The organism is Paenibacillus antri (genome assembly GCF_005765165.1).
Taxonomy (GTDB): Bacteria; Bacillota; Bacilli; order Paenibacillales; family YIM-B00363; genus Paenibacillus_AE; species Paenibacillus_AE antri.
The window spans coordinates 64573-81832 of the sequence record NZ_VCIW01000012.1 but is presented as its reverse complement, the minus strand read 5'-3'; the positions used below and the strand labels follow the sequence as shown (position 1 = coordinate 81832).

Sequence of the window (17260 nt, the reverse complement as noted above, 5' to 3'; positions counted from 1 at the left end):
GCCGCGATCAGCCTTGCTTCGAACGATAAGCCGCCAGCAGCGCGTCGACCGGGATGCCGTCGATGCGCATCCCTTCGATCCGGCAGCCGTCCAGAGAGACGTCCCGCAGATCGCAGTTCTCGAAGCGCGCTTCGCTCAGATCGCTGTCGCGGAACGTCACCGGCTCGACGTTCACCCAGCCGTCGGTGCCCGGCTCCGCGTCGAGGCGGCTCGCCGCCGCGTCCGGACGGCGGATGTTCTCGAATACGGTGCCGCCCATTTGGGTCATGTTGATGCGCACGTCGGCGAAATAAATATGCTCCCATTCGGATCCTACGAAGTTGACGTGGCGCAGCTTCGCCTCCCGCATGTCGATGCCGTGCAGGGACGCCCCTTGGAAGCTGACCATCCGCACGTTCTCGCCGCGCAAATCTTGCAGCGCGTGTCCGCCCTTCTCGTCGACCACGATCTTCTCCGTCAGCCGCGAATCCCGAGTTCTCGGACGCAACGGGAAATGAAGCTCGAACACCGACTCCTCCCGATCCGTCCCGAGAAATCTCTCGTCATGCCGTTCGTACTCGAACTCGTCGATCGCGTCGTAAGCCGTCTGCTGGGGGAACCAATACCCGTGGAAGAAATCCCACGCCCTCCCGAAGCCGTCCGCCTTGCCGCGGTACGTCACGGCCAGGAACTCGCCGGCCGGGATCGTCCGCTCCGTCATGCCTTCCGGCAGCGGCGCTTCGGAATCGAGCTCGATCTCCGCGCCCGCCAAATATCGGAAGTCCTGCCCGGGTCCGAACGGCGGCTCGTATTCGAACAACCCGATCGTCGCGTAGGGTCGCTTGCGATCGCGGATTTCGCCCAGCCGAGGCATGACGCGCTGCCAGAAGCGTGGGATCTCGACCTCCGGCCGCATCCGCTTCTGATCGACGACGGACATCTCCAGCCCGACGATCCGGCGGTCCGGCCCTTTGCGCACCTCCGCGCCGATCACGCCGGGGAAGCCGGGATGTCCGTCCTTCTTGAGCCCCTTCATCGGCGCGTAAATATCGTAATCGAACGTATCGATGACGTTCGCCGGAATATGGAACGGATTGACCGGCTCGAGCCGATTCCGTTCGTAGCCGAACGAGCCTTCCTCGACGTCCCGCTCGTACGGTCCCGTTCGGAACCACTCCCCGAGGGCTGCGTACGTCGCATGCATCATCGCCGCGTCGCCTTGCACGCGAACTCTCGCGAACGTCTTCTCTGGAATCGTCAACGTCTCCAAGCCGCTTGGCAGCCCGTCGAACGAGGCGACCGCCACGCCTACCCAAAGCGTCGTAACCTCCGTCGCCCACTGCCACTCCGGAATAAACACGTACCCGTTCGCTCGATCCGTCAAGGCGGGATGGCCGCTCAACAGCGTCTCGAGCTCCTTCCACGCTTGCCGCACGCGGGTTCCGTCGCGCGGCACCCGGATCGCGGCCGCCTTCAGCTCGGGTCTCGTTACGATCTCGACGTTCATGCGCTCTCCTCCGTTCCCGTCCCCTTCATATGCGCGATAACGATGCGATTGCCGTCCGGGTCGAGCAGCGCGAACTCGCTCAGGTCGGGGAAGCGCGCGGGCTCGCCCGCCGGCTCGAAGCCTTGCTCCCGCGCATAGGCGAGCGCCGCTTCGAAATCGTCCGTCTCGAAATAGCAAATTTCCGTGAACGACTCGCCGTTCGCATGGCGGTTCCCGTCCAACAGCAAGGCCGCGCCGCGCGTGACGGGCATCGAATAGATCGTCGAACCCGCCTGGCTTTCGTCGAACGGGACCCCTAGCAGCTCGGCATACCAACGAGCCGTCGCCCGCATATCCTTCACGTCGACGAAGGCGCCGCCGATGCGCGGCCGGATCGGGCCGCCCGACGCCGAAGCCGGCGCGGCCTCCGCTGCCGCGGTCCAGCAAACCATCTGCGCGTTGCCCTCCGGATCGGCGAAGTTGAAGTACGCCATCGTCCCGTGCCGCTCCGGCTCGAAGAACGGCGTCCCCCGCTCCTTCACGTACCTGTACGCCTCGTCGATGTCCTTCGCCGGGAACATGATGCGCGGCATCATCGACTCCCGCCAGCTCGGGTCTTGCCGATGGTACGCGTCGCTGTCGAGGACGAGCCCCGTATCGCCGAGATCGAACCAATACACCGGACCGCCGTTCAGCCGTTCTTCGAGAACGGGAAGTCCGAGCAGGCGGCTGTACCAGTCCGCGGCTCGGCGCAAATCGGTCACGTGAATGAAGACGCTGGCGACGCGATTTTCCAAGGGGGCTTCCTTCGCGGGCCGGATCGGGAACCAGATGTCCATGACCGAGGCCGGATCGTCGTTCCCTCGATACCGTTCGTCGTAATATTCGTACTCCACGCCGCCGCCGTAGACGTAACCGGAGTTCGGCAGCCATTCCTTCCAGAAATAGTCGAACGTCGCGCCGAGCTCGTCGATGACGCCTTGCCGGGTGACGACGCAGTACAGCCCGCCCGACACCGTGTGCGCCGTCATCCCTTCCGGCACCCGATCCGCCCGGGATACGCCGACGCCCGCGATGTAATCGAACGGCGCGCCCGGCACGCCGTCGGCGTCGAAGACGCACAGCCCGTAGGCGCCGCCGACGACATGTCCGATTTCCGGCACCCGCTCGTTGAACCGCGGCCACAGCTTCGCGATGTCGTTCCCGGAAGGCGGCATCCCTCGCGAGGGATCGAACCGAATTTTCTCTCCTACGACCGTGAATGCGTCCTTCCATACGATCTTCGCTTCCAATACCCCGACGGCGTTACCCAATGCGAACACGCTCCTTCTCCGATATTCGGATCATGATTCCTTCCGGCGACCTCGCGTGAAAGCGGGATACGCCGTCTTGCTCCGCGCAGCGGTCCGCGGTCGCCCCTATGGCGGCCATCGCGCGGTACGCCTCGTGAATTCTCGCCGTCCGAAGCGAAAAGTACGGACGGTCGCGCACGCCCTCCCGCGCGCGCCGGAACGTCGGCTCGTCCATGCGGATCATCGTGACGATCGTCTCGCCGGCGCCGACCTTCAGATCTGCCCCGTCCCCCCAATGGTTGAACAGCGAGAAGCCGAGCGCTTCGGTATACCAGCGAACGGACGCCTCCAAGTCCCGCACCGGCAGGAACGCCGCCAGCACCCGGTGGAACATCGGAGCCAACGGGCCTTCCGGAGGCGTGAAATACAGCGAGGACGCCTTCTCGTGGCAAATGCCGACCGCGTTCCCGTCTCCGTCGGTCATCTCGCAGACGTTCATGTGCGGCGTTCGCATGACGTCCGTCGTCGGCAGCCCCCGCCCGCCGAGCCAATCTCGGTGCAAGTCTTCCCAATGGGTGTAGAAGTTAAAGCACGGCACATGTCCCTCCGGGTGCAGCGAGGGCAAGGGGCGGAACGGCTCGCCGGGTTCGGGCTCCGTCAGCGTCAGCAGCGTCTCGCCCCGATGCACCTGCAGGTCGATCTCCCGGCTTCCTCTTCTCGCGACGCGAAACTCGAACTCCCGCTCGTACCGTTCGGCCGACTTCGACGCATCGCGAACGGGCAGAATGACGCGATCGATCCGATCAAACATCGAGCGACGCCTCCTCCCGACTCGGATTCATCTGCAGCGCGCCCCATAAGTTGCCTTCAGGATCGTACCACTTCAGCACCCAAAACATGCCTTCGTCCCGGTACGCTTGAATCGGCGCGCCGCACGCCTCGAGCCGATCGCGCAGCTCGCGAATGCGATCCGTCCGGTACAGCAGCACCGGGAAGTCGACTCCGTTCACCGCGAACTTGGCCGCCGTCTCGTCCTCCGTCTCCCAGAGCATGAGCATCGGCCCTTCGGGCAGCGTCAGGAACGCGATCCGGTCGCCGTCTCGTCCCTGCAGCCGAAACCCCAGCCGCTCGACGTACCAGTCGATCGCCCGATCCATGCGCCGCACCGGAATTTGAACGTGTTCCAACGATTGAAGCATCGAATATCCACCTCCGACTCATATAACGACGCCGAACCCCGAAACCATACAACCCCGCATAAAAAAGTTCCGTACCTCCCGATTCAGTCGCAGCCGATCATGACCGAGATGCCGTCTCGGTCTCGAATCGCGAAGTACAACCGGCCTTCCCGAACGCGAACGTCCGTCATCCGGGAACCGCTTTCGCGAATGCGGAGGTAAGCGTCGTAAATCAGATGCGGATCGTGCCGGCGGAACGCTTCGGCCGCCGCCTCGAGCAGGCCGGCGGACGCGCCGGCGGCGCCGGCTTCCGGCGGCGGCCGCTCGCTTCCGCCGAGGTCCGCGAGCTCCCGAAGCCGCCGGCGCGCCCGGGATAACGTCGCTTGGACGGCGCCTTCGGCCATGTCGATGCGCGCGCCCGCCTCGCCGGCGGTCCAGCCGAAGACGTCGCACAGCAGCAGCGCGACGAACGGCTTCGGCGGCAGCAACCGCATCAGCCGCTCCAACAGCTCCCGCGTCGCCGCCGGGTCCGGCGCTTCCGCCGCGGCGGGCTCCCGCCCCAGCGTCTCCAGCGGCACGGCCGGCCGGCGGGCGCGGCTGCGGCAGCGATCGATCCATACGTTGCGGGCCGCGCGATAGACGTAGGCCTTGGTCAACGGTCGAGCCGGCTCCGCTCTCCACCGGTCGATCGTCTTCAAGGTCGCTTCCTGCGCCAGATCGTCGGCCTCCCAATCGTCGCCGCATAACGATCGGCAGTATGCGCGCAGCTCGGGACCGATCCGGGCTAACAAGGCGAGCGCGTTATGCTCCCCGGGCGATTCGGGGATCGAAGTCGTCATGTGACGGAACACCCTCTATGATTTGGAAATATTTTCGTTTTATGCGAATGTATATTCGCCTTTCTGTCCCGCGATTCCTGCCGGCCGAGGAAAAATATTTTTCGAGCGCAAACAAGCCGACCGGGTCGTCCGGTCGGCTTGCGTCCTTTTCCATATAGGATTCTCATGCGCTACCAGGGCAGCGTTCTCCCCGTGTCCGCTTCCAAGTACAACGGCAGTTCGTGAATCTCGTGTCCCCGCTCGTCGATTCGCCGAACGATGTTCGCGGCGCTCTCCTCCGGCGTATACGTCGCTTCCGCGGTGAACGTGCCGCTCATCATCGATTTCACCCAGCCCGGGTGAAACAGCATCACGCGTCCGCCGTCCTTGCGAATGCCGTTGTGCACGATCGTCGAGCCCATGTTCAGCGCCGCCTTCGCCATGCAATAGCCGAACCACGCGTCCCGGTAGCTCTGCGCGATGCTGCCCGCCTCGGAGGAGATATTCGCGATCAGCTTGCCGCCGTTCATGACCGGCTCGAGGAGCGCGTTCGTCATCCGAATCGCCCCGACGGCCGTAATATTGTAATTGCGCTGCACTTCGTCGAAGTCGATGTCGTCCCGAATCGTCTTCGTCGTGTCGCCCAGGACGGCCGCGTTGTTCAGCAGCAGGTCCAGCCGATCGGTCCGCGATCCGACGAACGCCGCCGCCTCCTTCACGCTGCGATCGTCGCCGATATCGACGTAGAAATCATGCAGCCGTCCCGGATACCGGTCGCGAAGCTCCGCGATCGCCTCGTTCTCCTTGACGATGCCGCCGGCGAACACCGTATCCCCGCGTTCCAAATACAGCCTCGTTAACGCCAACCCGACGCCCCGGTCCGTTCCCGTGATGCAGATGCGCTTCTCGTTCATCCTGTCGTCCTCCGCTTCCGAATCGATTGGAGTCGTTCCCACTCCCTTTAGTTCGCCGGTCGCGGCCCGCTTCCCTGCTCGAAGGAGGGGTTCGGTTCAAGGCAATTGCATAAGTATTCCTTTACAGGAATATTCCTGTCGTGGTATATCTATAGACAAGGAAAAATCCCCCATATCGAAAGGAGTCGTCCGTTACTTATGAACGCAGAAGTTACCGCCTTTATCGACAGTCTCGCCGCGCCGTGGCAAGTCGAAGTGTGCCGCCGCCTCCGCGCGATGGTGTTCGAGACCGTCGCCGACGTGGAAGAACGCATGCAATACAAGAAGCCTCATTATTTGAAAAACGGGAAGTACGCCGCGGTCATTACGCCGTCGAAGGACGCCGTCAGCTTCATGATTTTCAACGCAGCCGAGCTCGACCTGCCCGCCAAGCAATTCGAAGGCCCCCCGGAACGGAAGTGGCTCAAGATCCGCGAAGGCCAATCCCCGGATTACGACATGTTGTCTAAGCTGCTCGCGCAAGCGTCGGCCGGACTCTAAGCAAAGAACCCTTCCCGCGAGCGGATCGCTCCGTGCGGCGAAGGGTTCGTTGTCTTAGCTCACATCGTGCGCTCGGACCAAGGGTCGACGCCGGGGTCTTGCCCCTCGGCCAACGATCGAAGCCGAGACATATAGTGCGTCCAGCCCTGAACGTGGGACGCGATTTCCGCTTCCGGCAGCGTATGCGTCAATTGCAGCAAGGTGCCGCCCTCCTTCGGCGTCAGCCGAAACTCCACCGTGCTCGATCCCGGGGGCACCAGCTTCGACTTCTCCCAGCCCCAAGTCATCACGATTTTCTCGTTCGGCACCAACTCTTTGTACTCGCCCATCGCGACGTCGCTCCCGTTGATGTCGATGCGGTACTTGCCCCCGATGCTCGGCTCCAACAGGACGTGGCGTCCCATCCAACGCGCCAGCTTGTCCGGATCGGTAAAAAACGAGAACAACGTCTCCGGCCGACATTCGATGAAAATTTCCTTCGTAATCGTCTCGACGCTATCGCTTATCGGATTCATGTATTTTCCTCTCTTCTTCTTCCGCGGCTTCCTTCAAGCGCAGCAAGCTGTCCTCCCAGAAGCCGTCGATATAATGTTTCAATTCTTCGAACCCTTCCCTCCTTATGCCGTAGTAGCGTTTCGTGCCGGCCCGCCGAACGACGACGAGGCCGGCTTCTTCAAGAATCTTGAGGTGCTGCGAGACGGCCGGCGCCGAAATGTCGAAGCGCGCGGCGATGGCGCTGGAGGGAAGTTCCCCGTCGCGGACGAGGGATAAGATGTCCCTGCGCCTAGGCTCCGCGATCGCGTGAATGGCTTTTTCGATCATGCCATTAATTTAGCACTCACTTAATTAAGTGTCAACTTAAATAATGATTGCATCTTGTCCTCTCCTGTTATATTCTGACCTGTATAGAGGAAAGGAGTCATTCCCATGACGAAATCGAAGCTTACCGAGGAATCCAAAGCCTTCTTCGCATCGGTCGCGCCGCTCGATACGCGCGTGACGATCAAGCCGATGTTCGGCGCGTTAGGGGGCTTTCTTAAGGGAAATATGTTTATGGGGTTATATGGAGACAATGTGTTCGTCCGGCTTCCGGAGCCGCGGCGGCAGCAGGCGCTGGAGGCCGGGGCCGAGGAGTTCTCCCCGATGCCGGGCCGAGCGTTGAAGGAATATGTCGCGCTCCCGGCGTCTTGGCGGGAACAACCGGAGAAGGTCGAGGCGCTGATCGCGGAATCGCTCGCTTGGGCGGAGACGCTGCCCGAGAAGCTTCCGGGGAAGAAGAAGGGGAACTAAGATGACCGTAGACGTGTTGACCAGCATCGTCATCCGCCGGCCGCGCGAGGCCGTTTCGGCTTATGCGGCGAACCCGGATAACGCGCCGGAGTGGTACGCGAACATCGATTCCGCGGTATGGAAGACGCCGAAGCCGCTAAGCCTAGGGTCTCGGATCGCGTTCGAGGCGAAATTTTTGGGCAGGCCGCTCGCATATACCTATGAAATATCGGAATACGTCCCCGGGGAGAGGCTTGTCATGAAGACGGCCGAAGGCCCGTTCCCCATGGAGACGACCTATACTTGGGAATCCGTCGACGGGGACGCGACGCTCATGACCTTGCGCAATCGAGGCGTCCCCTCCGGCTTCTCCAAGCTGTTCGCCCCGATGATGTCGACCATGATGCGAAGAGCGAACGAGAAGGATTTAAAGATGATTAAAGATATCCTCGAGTCGCGTTCGGAATAGAGCGGAAAGAAAAACTCCGCCGGCGGATGAAATCATTCCGCCGCGACGGACACCCTGCAGACCGCATGCGCAAAATGTTACATCATTCCGCGCGGAACTGGATGGATTCGGCCTATATCGGCAAAATGTCGTATATTTCAAATCCGAAGACGGCATAACATGGGAAATATATGAACTTTTGCGCAAATTGCCTTCCGGAGCGGAAACCGTTGAACGAATATATGACAATTTGCCGTTCTTTCTTTTCCTTGCCCGTCTGCGTCCCGACAAGCCGATGAATGGGATCGCATCGTCCGATCCCGTACCTTGCCTTCTTGCATGAATGTGGTATCATAATCCATATAATAACTGTAATGGCCGCGGATGCAGCAACATCCGCGGCCATGCAACAGGTTGCCCTTCAAGGCGATCGACTCCGATTGGCGAAGCGCAGAAGTAGACCTCCCGGCCGACCAAGCTCAAGGGAGGTCTACTTCTTTTTATCGAAGGACAGCATCGCGACGACTAACGACCCGAATGCGATCATCAGACTTAACGCCTCGTACACTGTCATGGCATCACCTCCTTGTCCGGAGATGAGCCGACCGCCCTTGAGAGCCGATTCCCTATTGCATCCATATTGTACCATATATGAAGCGTGGATAGCCAAAAGCGAACCCTTCTCATGTTAACGCTTCCTCCATTTTCTACCAATTCATTGACATAGCGGACAATTGTCCGCTAATATAATGTGCGGTGCGGACAATTGTCCGCGAAACGTATAGAGAGATGAGGAGGAATCGGATTGGATATCGGAGGAGTCGGGCCGAAGGCGGCCCCCATCGATGTAACGAACATTAAGAGAGGACCGATCGTCGCCGCGTTGATTATCGGGGCGTTCGTATCGATCCTGAACGAGACGCTGCTGAACATCGCGTTCCCGAGTCTAATGGAGGATTTCGGCATCGCGGAAGCGACGGTGCAGTGGCTGGCGACCGCCTACATGCTCGTCGTCGGCATTCTGGTGCCGGTCACGGCGCTCTTGCAGCAATGGTTTACGACGCGGCAGATGTTTATCGGCGCCATGCTGCTGTTTCTGGTCGGCACGATTCTGTGCAGCGTCGCGCCGTCGTTCGGCGTGCTGCTCGCGGGACGCGTCATTCAGGCGCTCGGCACGGGCTTGATGCTGCCGGTCCTCATGAATACGATCCTGGCGATCTTCCCTCCGGAAAATCGCGGAGGCGCCATGGGCATGATCGGGCTCGTCATTATGACCGCGCCGGTCATCGGACCGACGCTCTCCGGCCTGATCGTCGACTCGTTGAACTGGAGATGGTTGTTTTACTTGGTCATTCCGCTCGCGGTGTTCTCGATCGCGTTCGCATGGTTATACTTGAAGAACGTGACGGAGCTGACGAGGCCGAAGGTGGATCTCGTCTCGATCGCGCTGTCGTCGGTCGGCTTCGGCGGCATCGTCTACGGCTTCAGCAAGGCGGGCGAAGGCTCGTGGTCGGACCCGGAAGTCGTCTGGTGCATCGCCGTCGGCGCGCTGGCCGTGCTGCTGTTCACCCTGCGGCAGCTGCGGATGGAGGAGCCGATGCTGGACCTCCGTTCGTTCCGCTACCCGATGTTCTCTTTAGTTACCGTGATGATGCTCGTCATCATGATGAGCATGTTCTCTTTGATGATCATGCTGCCCTTGTTCCTGCAGAACGCTCTCGGCATGACCGCCCTCGCGGCGGGTCTCGTCATGATGCCGGGCGGCGTTATTAACGGCTTGATGGCGCCGATCGCCGGCAAGCTGTTCGACAAGTTCGGCCCGAGGCCGTTGGTCGTTCCGGGACTGATCCTCATGTGCGTCGCCATCTTCTTCTTTACGCAGATCGAGGCGACGTGGACGGGCGGTTATATCATCTTCCTGCACGTCATCATGATGATCGGAATTTCGCTCGTCATGATGCCCGCGCAGACGACGGCGCTGAATCAGCTGCCGCGTCTCTTGTATCCGCACGGCACCGCCATTATGAACACGCTGCAGCAAATCGCGGGAGCCGTCGGCATGGCGCTGTTCATCAGCATCATGTCCAACGGCGCGAAGGATTACGCGATGGGCACGGGCGACATGAATCCGATCTCCGCGATGATCGCGGGTCTGAACGACGCCTTCTTCGTCGGCTTCCTGTTAGCGGTCGGCGCCCTCGTTCTAAGCTTCTTCGTGAAGCGGTCGAACGCTCCGGCGGAAGCCCCGCGCGCGGAGACGAAGATCGAGCCCGAACCCTTGGCATGAAAGGAATGACATGGCCGCATGGTCCGCAACGAACCGGACGAACTAGCTAGGAAAATCACCGAGACGGCCCAAGCTCTGTTTCATGAGCGCGGCATCGAAAACGTGTCCATGCACCAAATCGCGAAATCGGCGGGCATCGGGCAAGGGACGTTATATCGCCGGTTCCCCAGCAAGAGCAAGCTGTGCCTCTGCTTGATGGAGAGCAAGTTCGAGCGGTTCATGCGCGAAGCGGAGAGCGGCTTATTGGCCGCAAGGGAGGAGCCGGTCGTTCGCCGGCTGTCGGCGCTCATGACCAAGGTGATCGAGCTGGTCTACGAGGACATGGAGTGGGTCATGGCGGTGATCGCGGCGGAACGGTTGGAGGTCGCCAAGACGAATTTGTTCGAGCTACCGCCCTTCCTCTTCCTAAGCGACCAAGTGCGCAGGCTGCTGGAAGAAGCCGCGGACGGCGGCGAGTCGGTCCCCCTGGAGCCGGACTTCGCCGCCGTCGTCATCGCGTCGATTCCGAGGGCCGATCTCCTCCTTCACCTTCGCGATCGCGGGTATTCCTCCGAGCAGATCGCGGACCGATTTTGCCGAACGTTTATCGACCCCCTTTTCGGGAAAATGCAGCCTTAACCGCGAAGAGCCCCCGAATCGCCGTCAGCGACGATCGGGGGCTCTTTTCAGGTTTTGAAATATTTCGTTCGCTCCAGCACTTGCGACGCCTGCGATTGCAAAATATCGGACGACGACGAAATTTCCTGCATGATGGCCGTCTCTTCGTTCGACGCGTCGGCGATTCGCTTCGCGCCCGCCGTTATTTGACCGGCCATGTCCGAGATGCCCGCGATGAGCGCATGGATCCGCTCCGCCTCGCTCGACTGCGCTTCGATCGATCGCTCGATTTGCTGCATAACCTCGATCGAATCCGCCACGCCGGCCGACATCTCGCGCGTCGCTTCCTGCACGCTCTCCCGCCGCGCCGATTCTTCCCGGATCGCCAGAGACTGTTCTTCGAGCAAACCGACCGTCTCTTGCACTTGGAGTTGGACATGCTCGATAATGCGATTGATCCGCTGCACCGACTGTTCGCTGCGCTCGGCGAGCTTGCGAATCTCCGACGCCACGACCGAGAATCCCGCACCGGATTCGCCGGCGCGCGCCGCTTCGATGGAAGCGTTCAACGCGAGCAGATGCGTCTGCTCCGCGATCTCGCGCACGGTGGACGTGATCGATTCGATCTCCGCGGCGTCGGCTTCGAGCCGCTTCACCATGCCGTACGTCGCTTCTCCGGATCGGGCGAACCGCTCCATGCCGACGATCAACTGCTCCACGGTGTCCCGGCTGCCGGCCATCGTCCGCTCCATCACTTCGGACATGGCCCGCATCCGTCGAGAATCTCCCTGCATCCTCGTCGACTCCTCGCGCATCCGCTCCGCCGCCGACCAAGCCTCGCCGACGGACCGTTCCTGCGATTGCACGCCCTCGTAGATCTCTTCTACGGCGCCGGACATTCGCTCGATCTGCTCCGTCGCTTGCAGCAGCGCCTGCGACAGCGATTCCGCGCCGGCGGACGTCACCTCCGCGCTGTTCGAGATGCCGTGAATCATTTCCTTCAAACTTCCGACCATGTCATGGAACGAACGGCTTAACGCGTGAAGCTCGTCCTTGGAATCGCGTACGGTCACCTCGACCCGCAAATTGCCGGCGGCCGCTTCTTGCGCGGCTTGGGACAGCGCCAGCAGCGGGCCGATCAGCCACTTGGCGGCCAACCACCCCAGCACGGCCGTCCAGAAGACGCCGAGCATCAGGATCAAGGAATAATAGAGCCACGTATTCATGGCAGGCGCGATCCACGGCTTGAAGACGAAAATGAAGAGCGCGCTCGTGCCGTAGGTAATGCAGGCGACCAGAGAGATGCCTAACGTAATCTTGCGGGCAAGCGAAAATCGCATGCTCGGATGCCTCCTCCTTTTTCTGCATACGGCATTCAGTCTACCACGAAGGAAGAGGCGGGAGTGTGAGATTTGTCACAGACAACGACGGCGCGCGGCTATTCGGTCTCCCATTGCGGGTTCCAGACGACTTCCCATACATGTCCGTCCGGATCCTGGAAGTACCCCGCATAGCCGCCCCAGAACGTGTCGTGGGCGGGAACCGGAATCGCGGCGCCCGCTTGCTTGGCCTGCTCCATGACGGCGTCCACTTCTTCGCGGCTGCTCACGTTATGCCCGAGCGTGAATTCCGTCGGACTATGCGCGCCCTGGGGCAGCTTCGTGTCGTGAGCGATGTCCTTGCGCTGCCAGATCGCGAGCCGTACGCCCGACTGCAGGTCGAAGAAGGCGACGGCGCCGTGCTCGAATTCCGTGCCCACGATCCCCTCCGTAGACAGCCCCAATCCGTCGCGATAAAACCGCAAGGATCTCTCCAAATCGTCAACGCCGAGCGTAATGACCGTAATTCGCGGCTTCACTTCGATTCCTCCTCTGCGTTCAAACCAAGCTTGCTTACGACGCTGTCCGGGCCGAGAAAGAAGGAGCTTCCCGTCGCGACGGCCTCCCGCCACAGCCGAACGACCTTCGTTCGATCGTGCCGCAGGGACGCGAACCAAACGTCCGGCGCTTCCGGGTCTTTCCCGTTCAGCGATCCCCATACGGCGACTTCGTAGACGATCGGGATGACGTTCAGCCCCTTCTCCGTTACGGTGTAGATGAATTTGCGCTTGTCGGTATCGGACGCCCGCTTCGCGATAATGCCCTTCCGCTCCAGATGCGCGAGCCGATCCGCCAATACGCTTGGACCGATGCGCTCTTCCGACTCCAGAAATTCCCCGAACGTCCTCTTGCCGAGCGCGAGCATGTCGCGAAGGATGAGCAGCGACCAGGTATCCCCGAAAATTTCGACGGTTTGGTTAATGGGACAACGCGATTTGTTTTCTTCTCGTTTCATAAGCGAATCATACCATATTTAGTTTGATCATCAAAGTGAGTTGTGGTAAGATACTTTCATCATCATAGTGAAACGGACGAAACCAAACCATTAGGAGGAAGATCGTGACGACGACCATTCGGAAGATCACGCCGAACCTTTGGTTCGACGGCCAAGCGGAGGAAGCCGCGAACCACTACATCTCTATTTTCAAGAACGGGAGCATCGAGCGCATCGCCCGCGTCGGGGAGGACCGCGACGTCTTGACCGTGGAATTCGAGTTGGAAGGGCAGCGCTTCGTGGCGTTGAACGGCGGGCCGCATTTCCGATTCAACGAGGCGATCTCCTTCATCGTCCATTGCGATACGCAGGAGGAAGCTGACTATTATTGGGATCGCCTGTCCGAAGGCGGGGACGAGAAGGCGCAAGTATGCGGCTGGCTGAAGGACAAGTTCGGCGTCTCGTGGCAGATCGTGCCTTCCGACCTGACCGATATGGTGACCGACTCCGACCCGGCGAAGGCGGAGCGCGTCATGAAGGCGATCCGAGCGACGGCGAAGAAGCTCGATTTCGCGGCGCTCCGACGGGCGTACGCAGGCGAGTGAATGAACCGGCATGACGGAGGAAGGGGCTGTCCCAAAAGTCGTAAAATGACTTAGGGGCGGCTCCTTCTTTTTACAATCATGCTCTTAGCGGGAGGGGGTACGGGTTCCGGCCGCCACTGAACGTCGTATTCTTTAGGTGAGATTAAAAGGGTACAACACGACGTTCAAAAGGCGGGCGTAAACTCCTCCACCCATACCCCGCTCCCTCGCGCTTCTGTAAAACCGAATGAGCCGCCTGTCGTCATTAAATTCAATTGGAACAGCAAGAAAATGTGAGAAAAACGCAAAGAAATCGCTCGTTTTGGTAAAATGGAAGTACCACCCACCACCAACCAAAGGAGCGATTTCTGAAAAACAACCGGGGATTCCGGCGTTTCCTGCTTCGAAGCTCGCCAAAAGTGAGCCTGGAGGTCGGGTGGTTTTCACTCGCCCATAACCTCCTTAAGCGAACAGCAATAAGCCAAAAAGTGAAAACGGTCGGTCAGGAATAGACCTGACCGACCGTTTTCAAGTTTTTCATAGGGGGATGGCTACCCGTTAGTGGATTTTACCCCCTTTTGGGACAGCTCCTTCCTTTTATTCGTTCGATCCCGCGTACGGTTCCAACGCCTCCGCATACAACCCATGGCCGTAGTCGTTCGGATGGTTCAAGTTGTTCAGCAGCAGCGACTCATGGGACTTCCCGGCGGCCAGCTCCGCCAGCCAGATGCGCTGCGCGTCGGCGACCGGAACGCCGAGCGCGGCCCCGACGCGCCGGATCGCTTCGGCGAAGGCGGTCGCATTGTCGCTGGCGTACGCCCACCGGGGGTTCGGCAAGCAAGGCGTGACGAGCAGCACATCGGCGTTCGAGCGTTCCCGAACGGCCGTCGCCATCGCCGCCACGTTCCGTTCGAACGCTTCGACCGGCGTCGCGTTGCTCCCGTCCGGATTCCGGTTCTGATCGTTCATGCCGTAGGCGATCGTCACCAGATCGGGCCGCAAGGCGACGACGTCGTCGATCCGCTTGACCCCGCCGAAGGATCCCTCGCCCGGGACCGCCCGATTGCGCACGACGACCTCGGCGCCCGGGAACCGCGAGCGCAGGCTCGCCGCGAATCGCTCGGGATACGACAGCTCCGGCGCGCTCGCTTCGTACCCGGCGCTGATGCTGTCGCCATAGACGACATACGTGACCGTCTCGCCCGCCGCGAGCTTGCGGTACAGCTTCGGCAGCGTCTCCCGCATCGGCGGGACGGGCGCCGCGGCCCCGACTTCGCCGACGTTGTATCGAATCGTGCACGTGAAGTCGCCGTTCGAACGATACGGCACCTTCGCGTGGTCGAACTTGTCCAACCCGAAGTGCGGATGCTCCCGCCAATCGGGGATGCGGCTTCCTTCCGTACGCCGCACCGTCCTTGCCTCCGCGTCGACGACGTAATCGACGCCCGCTCGATACGCCGCCGAAGCTCCCTCCGGCGACGGCGGTCCCGTCAGGACGATGCCGTCCGCGGAAGCCGGCGCATACCGCAGCTTCTGCGGCGCCGTGCCGACGAACACCAACGGTTCGCTAAATAAACGTGTCATGGCTATCCTCCTCTTGCATTTTCCGCTCGCCGAACGCGCGCGCGATCAGGGTCTTCCCGTCCTCCCGGATCGTTCTTCGATAACTTTATGGTACCACGACGGACGACCGAAAAGTATACTTCCTCCGGTTGTCAACTCCGCCGCCTCGGCATATCCTTAACCCTGTGATGTTACTCGTCGCAATCCCCTACAAGGAGTGACTGCCTTGGCACTGGATCGAAACCAAAAATCTCAGTTGTACGAGCAAGGGTATGTTCAAATTCCGGGCGGCGTGCCGCAAGAGCTGGTTCATGACGCGTTGAAGGCCATCAACCATTCGCTCGGTCAGGGCGTCCCGGCGGAGAAGATCGCGACGTACCGGGCGCAATCGTTCGTCCCCGAGCTGCAATCCGATCCCGCGATCACGAATTTGCTGTACCGCTCGTCGGCGATGGACGTCTTGCGCTCCGTCATCGACGTAGACCGCATCCACCCGGTTCGCAGCGGCCAAGTCGCCTTGCGCTTCCCGATCGCCGAATCGACGCCGCGGCCGGCGCACCCCCACATCGACGGTATGTATTCGCCGTCCAACGGCGTGCGGGAAGGGACCATCAGCAACTTCACCGCGCTCGTCGGCGTGCTGCTCAGCGACCTGCCGAACCCGAACGCCGGCAACTTCACCGTCTGGCCCGGCACGCACCGGCAGTTCGGCGAGTATTTCCGCCGGCACGGCGCGGAAGCGCTGCTGGACGGCCTGCCCCCGATCGAGATGCCGGAGCCGGTGCAGATCACGGGCAAAGCCGGGGATCTCATCCTCGCGCACTACACGCTTGCGCACGGCATTACGATGAACGTCTCGCCGCACATCCGTTACGCGGTCTTCTTCCGCATCAAGCATACGGAGATCGACGAGTCCAACTGGCAGGCATCGATGCAGGACATCTGGCTGCACTGGCCGGGCATGCGGGAATTCGCGTAAGCGCAAGCAAGAAGGGGTCGTCCCGCCGGGGCGGCCCCCTTCGTCTTCCGCGCCGATTACCCGACGATGCCCGTGCGCTCGATGCTTTCCACGAAAAACCGCTGCACGAACAAGTACATGACGATCAGCGGCAGGATCGCGAGCAGCAGCCCCGTGTCGACGAGCATCGACGCGTAGAACGGGTCGATGTTCGCGCTGTTCGACAAGCTCGCCCCCGGCGCCTCGAACAGGAGATAGTTCCCGACGTTGGACGGCAACGCCAGCAGCTCCTTGGACAACACCTGCGACTCCGTCAGGAAGTTCCCCGTGAAGAACGTATCGTTCCACTGCCACACGAAGGAGAACAGCGAGACGGTCACGATCGCCGGAATCGACGTCGGCAGCACGATGCGCGCGAAGCTTCCGAATACGCCGGCGCCGTCCACGAACGCCGCCTCCTCCAGCTCCTTCGACAGCCCGAGGAAAAACTGGCGGAAGATGTAGATGTACAGCCCCGACTTCAACGCGTTGCCCGTCGCCGCCGTCAGCAAGAACGGCCAATACGTGTCGATCAGATTGATCCCCCGCTCCCCGCTCACCAGCTGTACCGCCCCAAGGAAATCGAAGTATCGAAAATGAAGATACAGCGGCACGATGAACGTCTGCGGCGGAATTAAAATCGTCAAGACGACGCCCGCGAACAACGCGTTGCCCCACTTCGACTTCAGCTTCGCGAAGCCGTAGCCGGCCAGCGCGCAAGAAGCGAGCTGCAGCAACATCGTCACCGCGGACAGCGCGAACGTATTGAACAAGGTCGGCCAATATTCCATGATTTCATAAGCGACGCGGATGTTGTCCAACGTGAAGTTCTCCGGGATCCAGACGACCGTGGGATTATAGATATCCGCTTTGTCCTTGAACACGGTCGACACCTTGACCAAAATCGGGTACAAGACGACGAAGATCAACCCGACGAGCAGGATCGAACGCGTGACGACCCAGGACCCGGACTTAAACCGTTCGACGTACATAGG

At 60.9% G+C, this 17260-nt stretch carries 22 protein-coding genes; 7 read left to right on the top strand and 15 right to left on the bottom strand.

Going from position 1 to position 17260, the window contains the following annotated elements; translation table 11 throughout:
* Nucleotides 1-7 precede the first annotated feature (7 nt).
* The 6 genes from FE782_RS17765 to FE782_RS17740 all read right to left on the bottom strand — a co-directional run bounded on the left by FE782_RS17765 (nt 8) and on the right by FE782_RS17740 (nt 5667).
* Nucleotides 8-1486, bottom strand: coding sequence for a GyrI-like domain-containing protein (locus tag FE782_RS17765; RefSeq protein WP_138195581.1), 1479 nt, complete (start codon nt 1484-1486; stop codon nt 8-10).
* A complete protein-coding gene (locus FE782_RS17760) occupies nt 1483-2787 on the bottom strand; it encodes a GyrI-like domain-containing protein (protein ID WP_138195580.1) in 1305 nt (434 codons plus the stop codon). Before FE782_RS17760 ends, FE782_RS17765 begins: the two co-directional genes overlap by 4 nt.
* Nucleotides 2771-3568 (bottom strand): VOC family protein, encoded by a 798-nt coding sequence (locus FE782_RS17755; protein ID WP_138195579.1) that lies wholly within the window; start codon nt 3566-3568, stop codon nt 2771-2773. Before FE782_RS17755 ends, FE782_RS17760 begins: the two co-directional genes overlap by 17 nt.
* Entirely contained in the window at nt 3561-3956 is a 396-nt protein-coding gene (locus FE782_RS17750; protein ID WP_138195578.1) for a VOC family protein, read from the bottom strand. The genes FE782_RS17755 and FE782_RS17750 overlap by 8 nt, the downstream gene beginning before the upstream one ends.
* 83 nt (nt 3957-4039) lie before the next feature.
* On the bottom strand, nt 4040-4774 hold the full coding sequence (locus FE782_RS17745) for an RNA polymerase sigma factor (RefSeq protein WP_138195577.1): 735 nt from the start codon (nt 4772-4774) through the stop codon (nt 4040-4042).
* Nucleotides 4775-4944: 170 nt separating this feature from the next.
* The gene (locus FE782_RS17740; protein WP_138195576.1) at nt 4945-5667 is read right to left on the bottom strand and encodes an SDR family NAD(P)-dependent oxidoreductase; all 723 of its coding nucleotides are present in this window, start codon (nt 5665-5667) and stop codon (nt 4945-4947) included.
* Nucleotides 5668-5865: 198 nt separating this feature from the next.
* Between FE782_RS17740 and FE782_RS17735 the strand changes: the two genes are divergently transcribed.
* On the top strand, nt 5866-6207 hold the full coding sequence (locus FE782_RS17735; protein WP_138195575.1) for a DUF1801 domain-containing protein: 342 nt from the start codon (nt 5866-5868) through the stop codon (nt 6205-6207).
* 59 nt (nt 6208-6266) lie between these two features.
* Here FE782_RS17735 and FE782_RS17730 read toward each other — a convergent pair whose 3' ends face one another.
* Together FE782_RS17730 and FE782_RS17725 are read right to left on the bottom strand one after the other, a co-directional pair.
* Nucleotides 6267-6722: an SRPBCC family protein gene (locus FE782_RS17730; protein WP_138195574.1), complete on the bottom strand. Its 456-nt coding sequence runs from the start codon at nt 6720-6722 to the stop codon at nt 6267-6269.
* Nucleotides 6703-7029, bottom strand: a complete 327-nt coding sequence (locus tag FE782_RS17725) for an ArsR/SmtB family transcription factor (protein ID WP_138195573.1) — start codon at nt 7027-7029, stop codon at nt 6703-6705. The genes FE782_RS17730 and FE782_RS17725 overlap by 20 nt, the downstream gene beginning before the upstream one ends.
* A gap of 105 nt (nt 7030-7134) precedes the next feature.
* On the opposite strand from FE782_RS17725, the gene FE782_RS17720 reads away from it, so the two are divergent.
* Nucleotides 7135-7497 carry a TfoX/Sxy family protein gene (locus FE782_RS17720; RefSeq protein ID WP_138195572.1) on the top strand — a complete coding sequence of 121 codons (363 nt, stop codon included), beginning with the start codon at nt 7135-7137 and terminating at the stop codon, nt 7495-7497.
* A 1-nt stretch (nt 7498) separates the two neighbouring features.
* On the top strand, nt 7499-7945 hold the full coding sequence (locus FE782_RS17715) for an SRPBCC family protein (protein WP_138195571.1): 447 nt from the start codon (nt 7499-7501) through the stop codon (nt 7943-7945).
* A gap of 469 nt (nt 7946-8414) precedes the next feature.
* Here FE782_RS17715 and FE782_RS33325 read toward each other — a convergent pair whose 3' ends face one another.
* On the bottom strand, nt 8415-8498 hold the full coding sequence (locus FE782_RS33325; protein WP_369127190.1) for a putative holin-like toxin: 84 nt from the start codon (nt 8496-8498) through the stop codon (nt 8415-8417).
* 267 nt (nt 8499-8765) lie between these two features.
* On the opposite strand from FE782_RS33325, the gene FE782_RS17705 reads away from it, so the two are divergent.
* On the top strand, nt 8766-10211 hold the full coding sequence (locus FE782_RS17705) for a DHA2 family efflux MFS transporter permease subunit (protein WP_439116439.1): 1446 nt from the start codon (nt 8766-8768) through the stop codon (nt 10209-10211).
* An 18-nt stretch (nt 10212-10229) separates the two neighbouring features.
* Nucleotides 10230-10829: a TetR/AcrR family transcriptional regulator gene (locus FE782_RS17700; protein WP_138195568.1), complete on the top strand. Its 600-nt coding sequence runs from the start codon at nt 10230-10232 to the stop codon at nt 10827-10829.
* A gap of 47 nt (nt 10830-10876) precedes the next feature.
* Here FE782_RS17700 and FE782_RS17695 read toward each other — a convergent pair whose 3' ends face one another.
* The 3 genes from FE782_RS17695 to FE782_RS17685 all read right to left on the bottom strand — a co-directional run bounded on the left by FE782_RS17695 (nt 10877) and on the right by FE782_RS17685 (nt 13142).
* Complete coding sequence (locus FE782_RS17695) at nt 10877-12148, bottom strand: methyl-accepting chemotaxis protein (RefSeq protein WP_138195567.1); 1272 nt, start codon at nt 12146-12148, stop codon at nt 10877-10879.
* A 98-nt stretch (nt 12149-12246) separates the two neighbouring features.
* Nucleotides 12247-12666, bottom strand: a complete 420-nt coding sequence (locus FE782_RS17690; RefSeq protein WP_138195566.1) for a VOC family protein — start codon at nt 12664-12666, stop codon at nt 12247-12249.
* Complete coding sequence (locus FE782_RS17685) at nt 12663-13142, bottom strand: winged helix-turn-helix transcriptional regulator (RefSeq protein WP_138195565.1); 480 nt, start codon at nt 13140-13142, stop codon at nt 12663-12665. The genes FE782_RS17690 and FE782_RS17685 overlap by 4 nt, the downstream gene beginning before the upstream one ends.
* A gap of 104 nt (nt 13143-13246) precedes the next feature.
* Here FE782_RS17685 and FE782_RS17680 point away from each other — a divergent pair, with 104 nt between their 5' ends.
* On the top strand, nt 13247-13726 hold the full coding sequence (locus tag FE782_RS17680; protein ID WP_138195564.1) for a VOC family protein: 480 nt from the start codon (nt 13247-13249) through the stop codon (nt 13724-13726).
* 132 nt (nt 13727-13858) lie between these two features.
* On the opposite strand, the gene FE782_RS17675 is transcribed toward FE782_RS17680, so the two are convergent.
* A complete protein-coding gene (locus FE782_RS17675; RefSeq protein ID WP_138195563.1) occupies nt 13859-14152 on the bottom strand; it encodes a hypothetical protein in 294 nt (97 codons plus the stop codon).
* Nucleotides 14153-14302: 150 nt separating this feature from the next.
* On the bottom strand, nt 14303-15289 hold the full coding sequence (locus tag FE782_RS17670; RefSeq protein WP_138195562.1) for an SGNH/GDSL hydrolase family protein: 987 nt from the start codon (nt 15287-15289) through the stop codon (nt 14303-14305).
* Between the two features lie 205 nt (nt 15290-15494).
* Between FE782_RS17670 and FE782_RS17665 the strand changes: the two genes are divergently transcribed.
* Complete coding sequence (locus FE782_RS17665) at nt 15495-16247, top strand: phytanoyl-CoA dioxygenase family protein (protein ID WP_138195561.1); 753 nt, start codon at nt 15495-15497, stop codon at nt 16245-16247.
* A gap of 56 nt (nt 16248-16303) precedes the next feature.
* Here the strand turns inward: FE782_RS17665 and FE782_RS17660 are convergent, their stop codons facing one another.
* The gene (locus tag FE782_RS17660) at nt 16304-17257 is read right to left on the bottom strand and encodes a carbohydrate ABC transporter permease (RefSeq protein ID WP_138195560.1); all 954 of its coding nucleotides are present in this window, start codon (nt 17255-17257) and stop codon (nt 16304-16306) included.
* Nucleotides 17258-17260: the final 3 nt, after the last annotated feature.

Bases quoted from the DNA above. Each gene is read 5' to 3' on its own strand.
- FE782_RS17745 (WP_138195577.1), bottom strand. From the start codon at position 4,774: ATGACGACTTCGATCCCCGAATCGCCCGGGGAGCATAACGCGCTCGCC.
- FE782_RS17735 (WP_138195575.1), top strand. From the start codon at position 5,866: ATGAACGCAGAAGTTACCGCCTTTATCGACAGTCTCGCCGCGCCGTGG.
- FE782_RS17765 (WP_138195581.1), bottom strand. From the start codon at position 1,486: ATGAACGTCGAGATCGTAACGAGACCCGAGCTGAAGGCGGCCGCGATC.
- FE782_RS17750 (WP_138195578.1), bottom strand. From the start codon at position 3,956: ATGCTTCAATCGTTGGAACACGTTCAAATTCCGGTGCGGCGCATGGAT.
- FE782_RS17755 (WP_138195579.1), bottom strand. From the start codon at position 3,568: ATGTTTGATCGGATCGATCGCGTCATTCTGCCCGTTCGCGATGCGTCG.
- FE782_RS33325 (WP_369127190.1), bottom strand. From the start codon at position 8,498: ATGACAGTGTACGAGGCGTTAAGTCTGATGATCGCATTCGGGTCGTTA.
- FE782_RS17715 (WP_138195571.1), top strand. From the start codon at position 7,499: ATGACCGTAGACGTGTTGACCAGCATCGTCATCCGCCGGCCGCGCGAG.
- FE782_RS17725 (WP_138195573.1), bottom strand. From the start codon at position 7,029: ATGATCGAAAAAGCCATTCACGCGATCGCGGAGCCTAGGCGCAGGGAC.
- FE782_RS17720 (WP_138195572.1), top strand. From the start codon at position 7,135: ATGACGAAATCGAAGCTTACCGAGGAATCCAAAGCCTTCTTCGCATCG.
- FE782_RS17695 (WP_138195567.1), bottom strand. From the start codon at position 12,148: ATGCGATTTTCGCTTGCCCGCAAGATTACGTTAGGCATCTCTCTGGTC.
- FE782_RS17730 (WP_138195574.1), bottom strand. From the start codon at position 6,722: ATGAATCCGATAAGCGATAGCGTCGAGACGATTACGAAGGAAATTTTC.
- FE782_RS17700 (WP_138195568.1), top strand. From the start codon at position 10,230: ATGGTCCGCAACGAACCGGACGAACTAGCTAGGAAAATCACCGAGACG.
- FE782_RS17670 (WP_138195562.1), bottom strand. From the start codon at position 15,289: ATGACACGTTTATTTAGCGAACCGTTGGTGTTCGTCGGCACGGCGCCG.
- FE782_RS17660 (WP_138195560.1), bottom strand. From the start codon at position 17,257: ATGTACGTCGAACGGTTTAAGTCCGGGTCCTGGGTCGTCACGCGTTCG.
- FE782_RS17685 (WP_138195565.1), bottom strand. From the start codon at position 13,142: ATGAAACGAGAAGAAAACAAATCGCGTTGTCCCATTAACCAAACCGTC.
- FE782_RS17740 (WP_138195576.1), bottom strand. From the start codon at position 5,667: ATGAACGAGAAGCGCATCTGCATCACGGGAACGGACCGGGGCGTCGGG.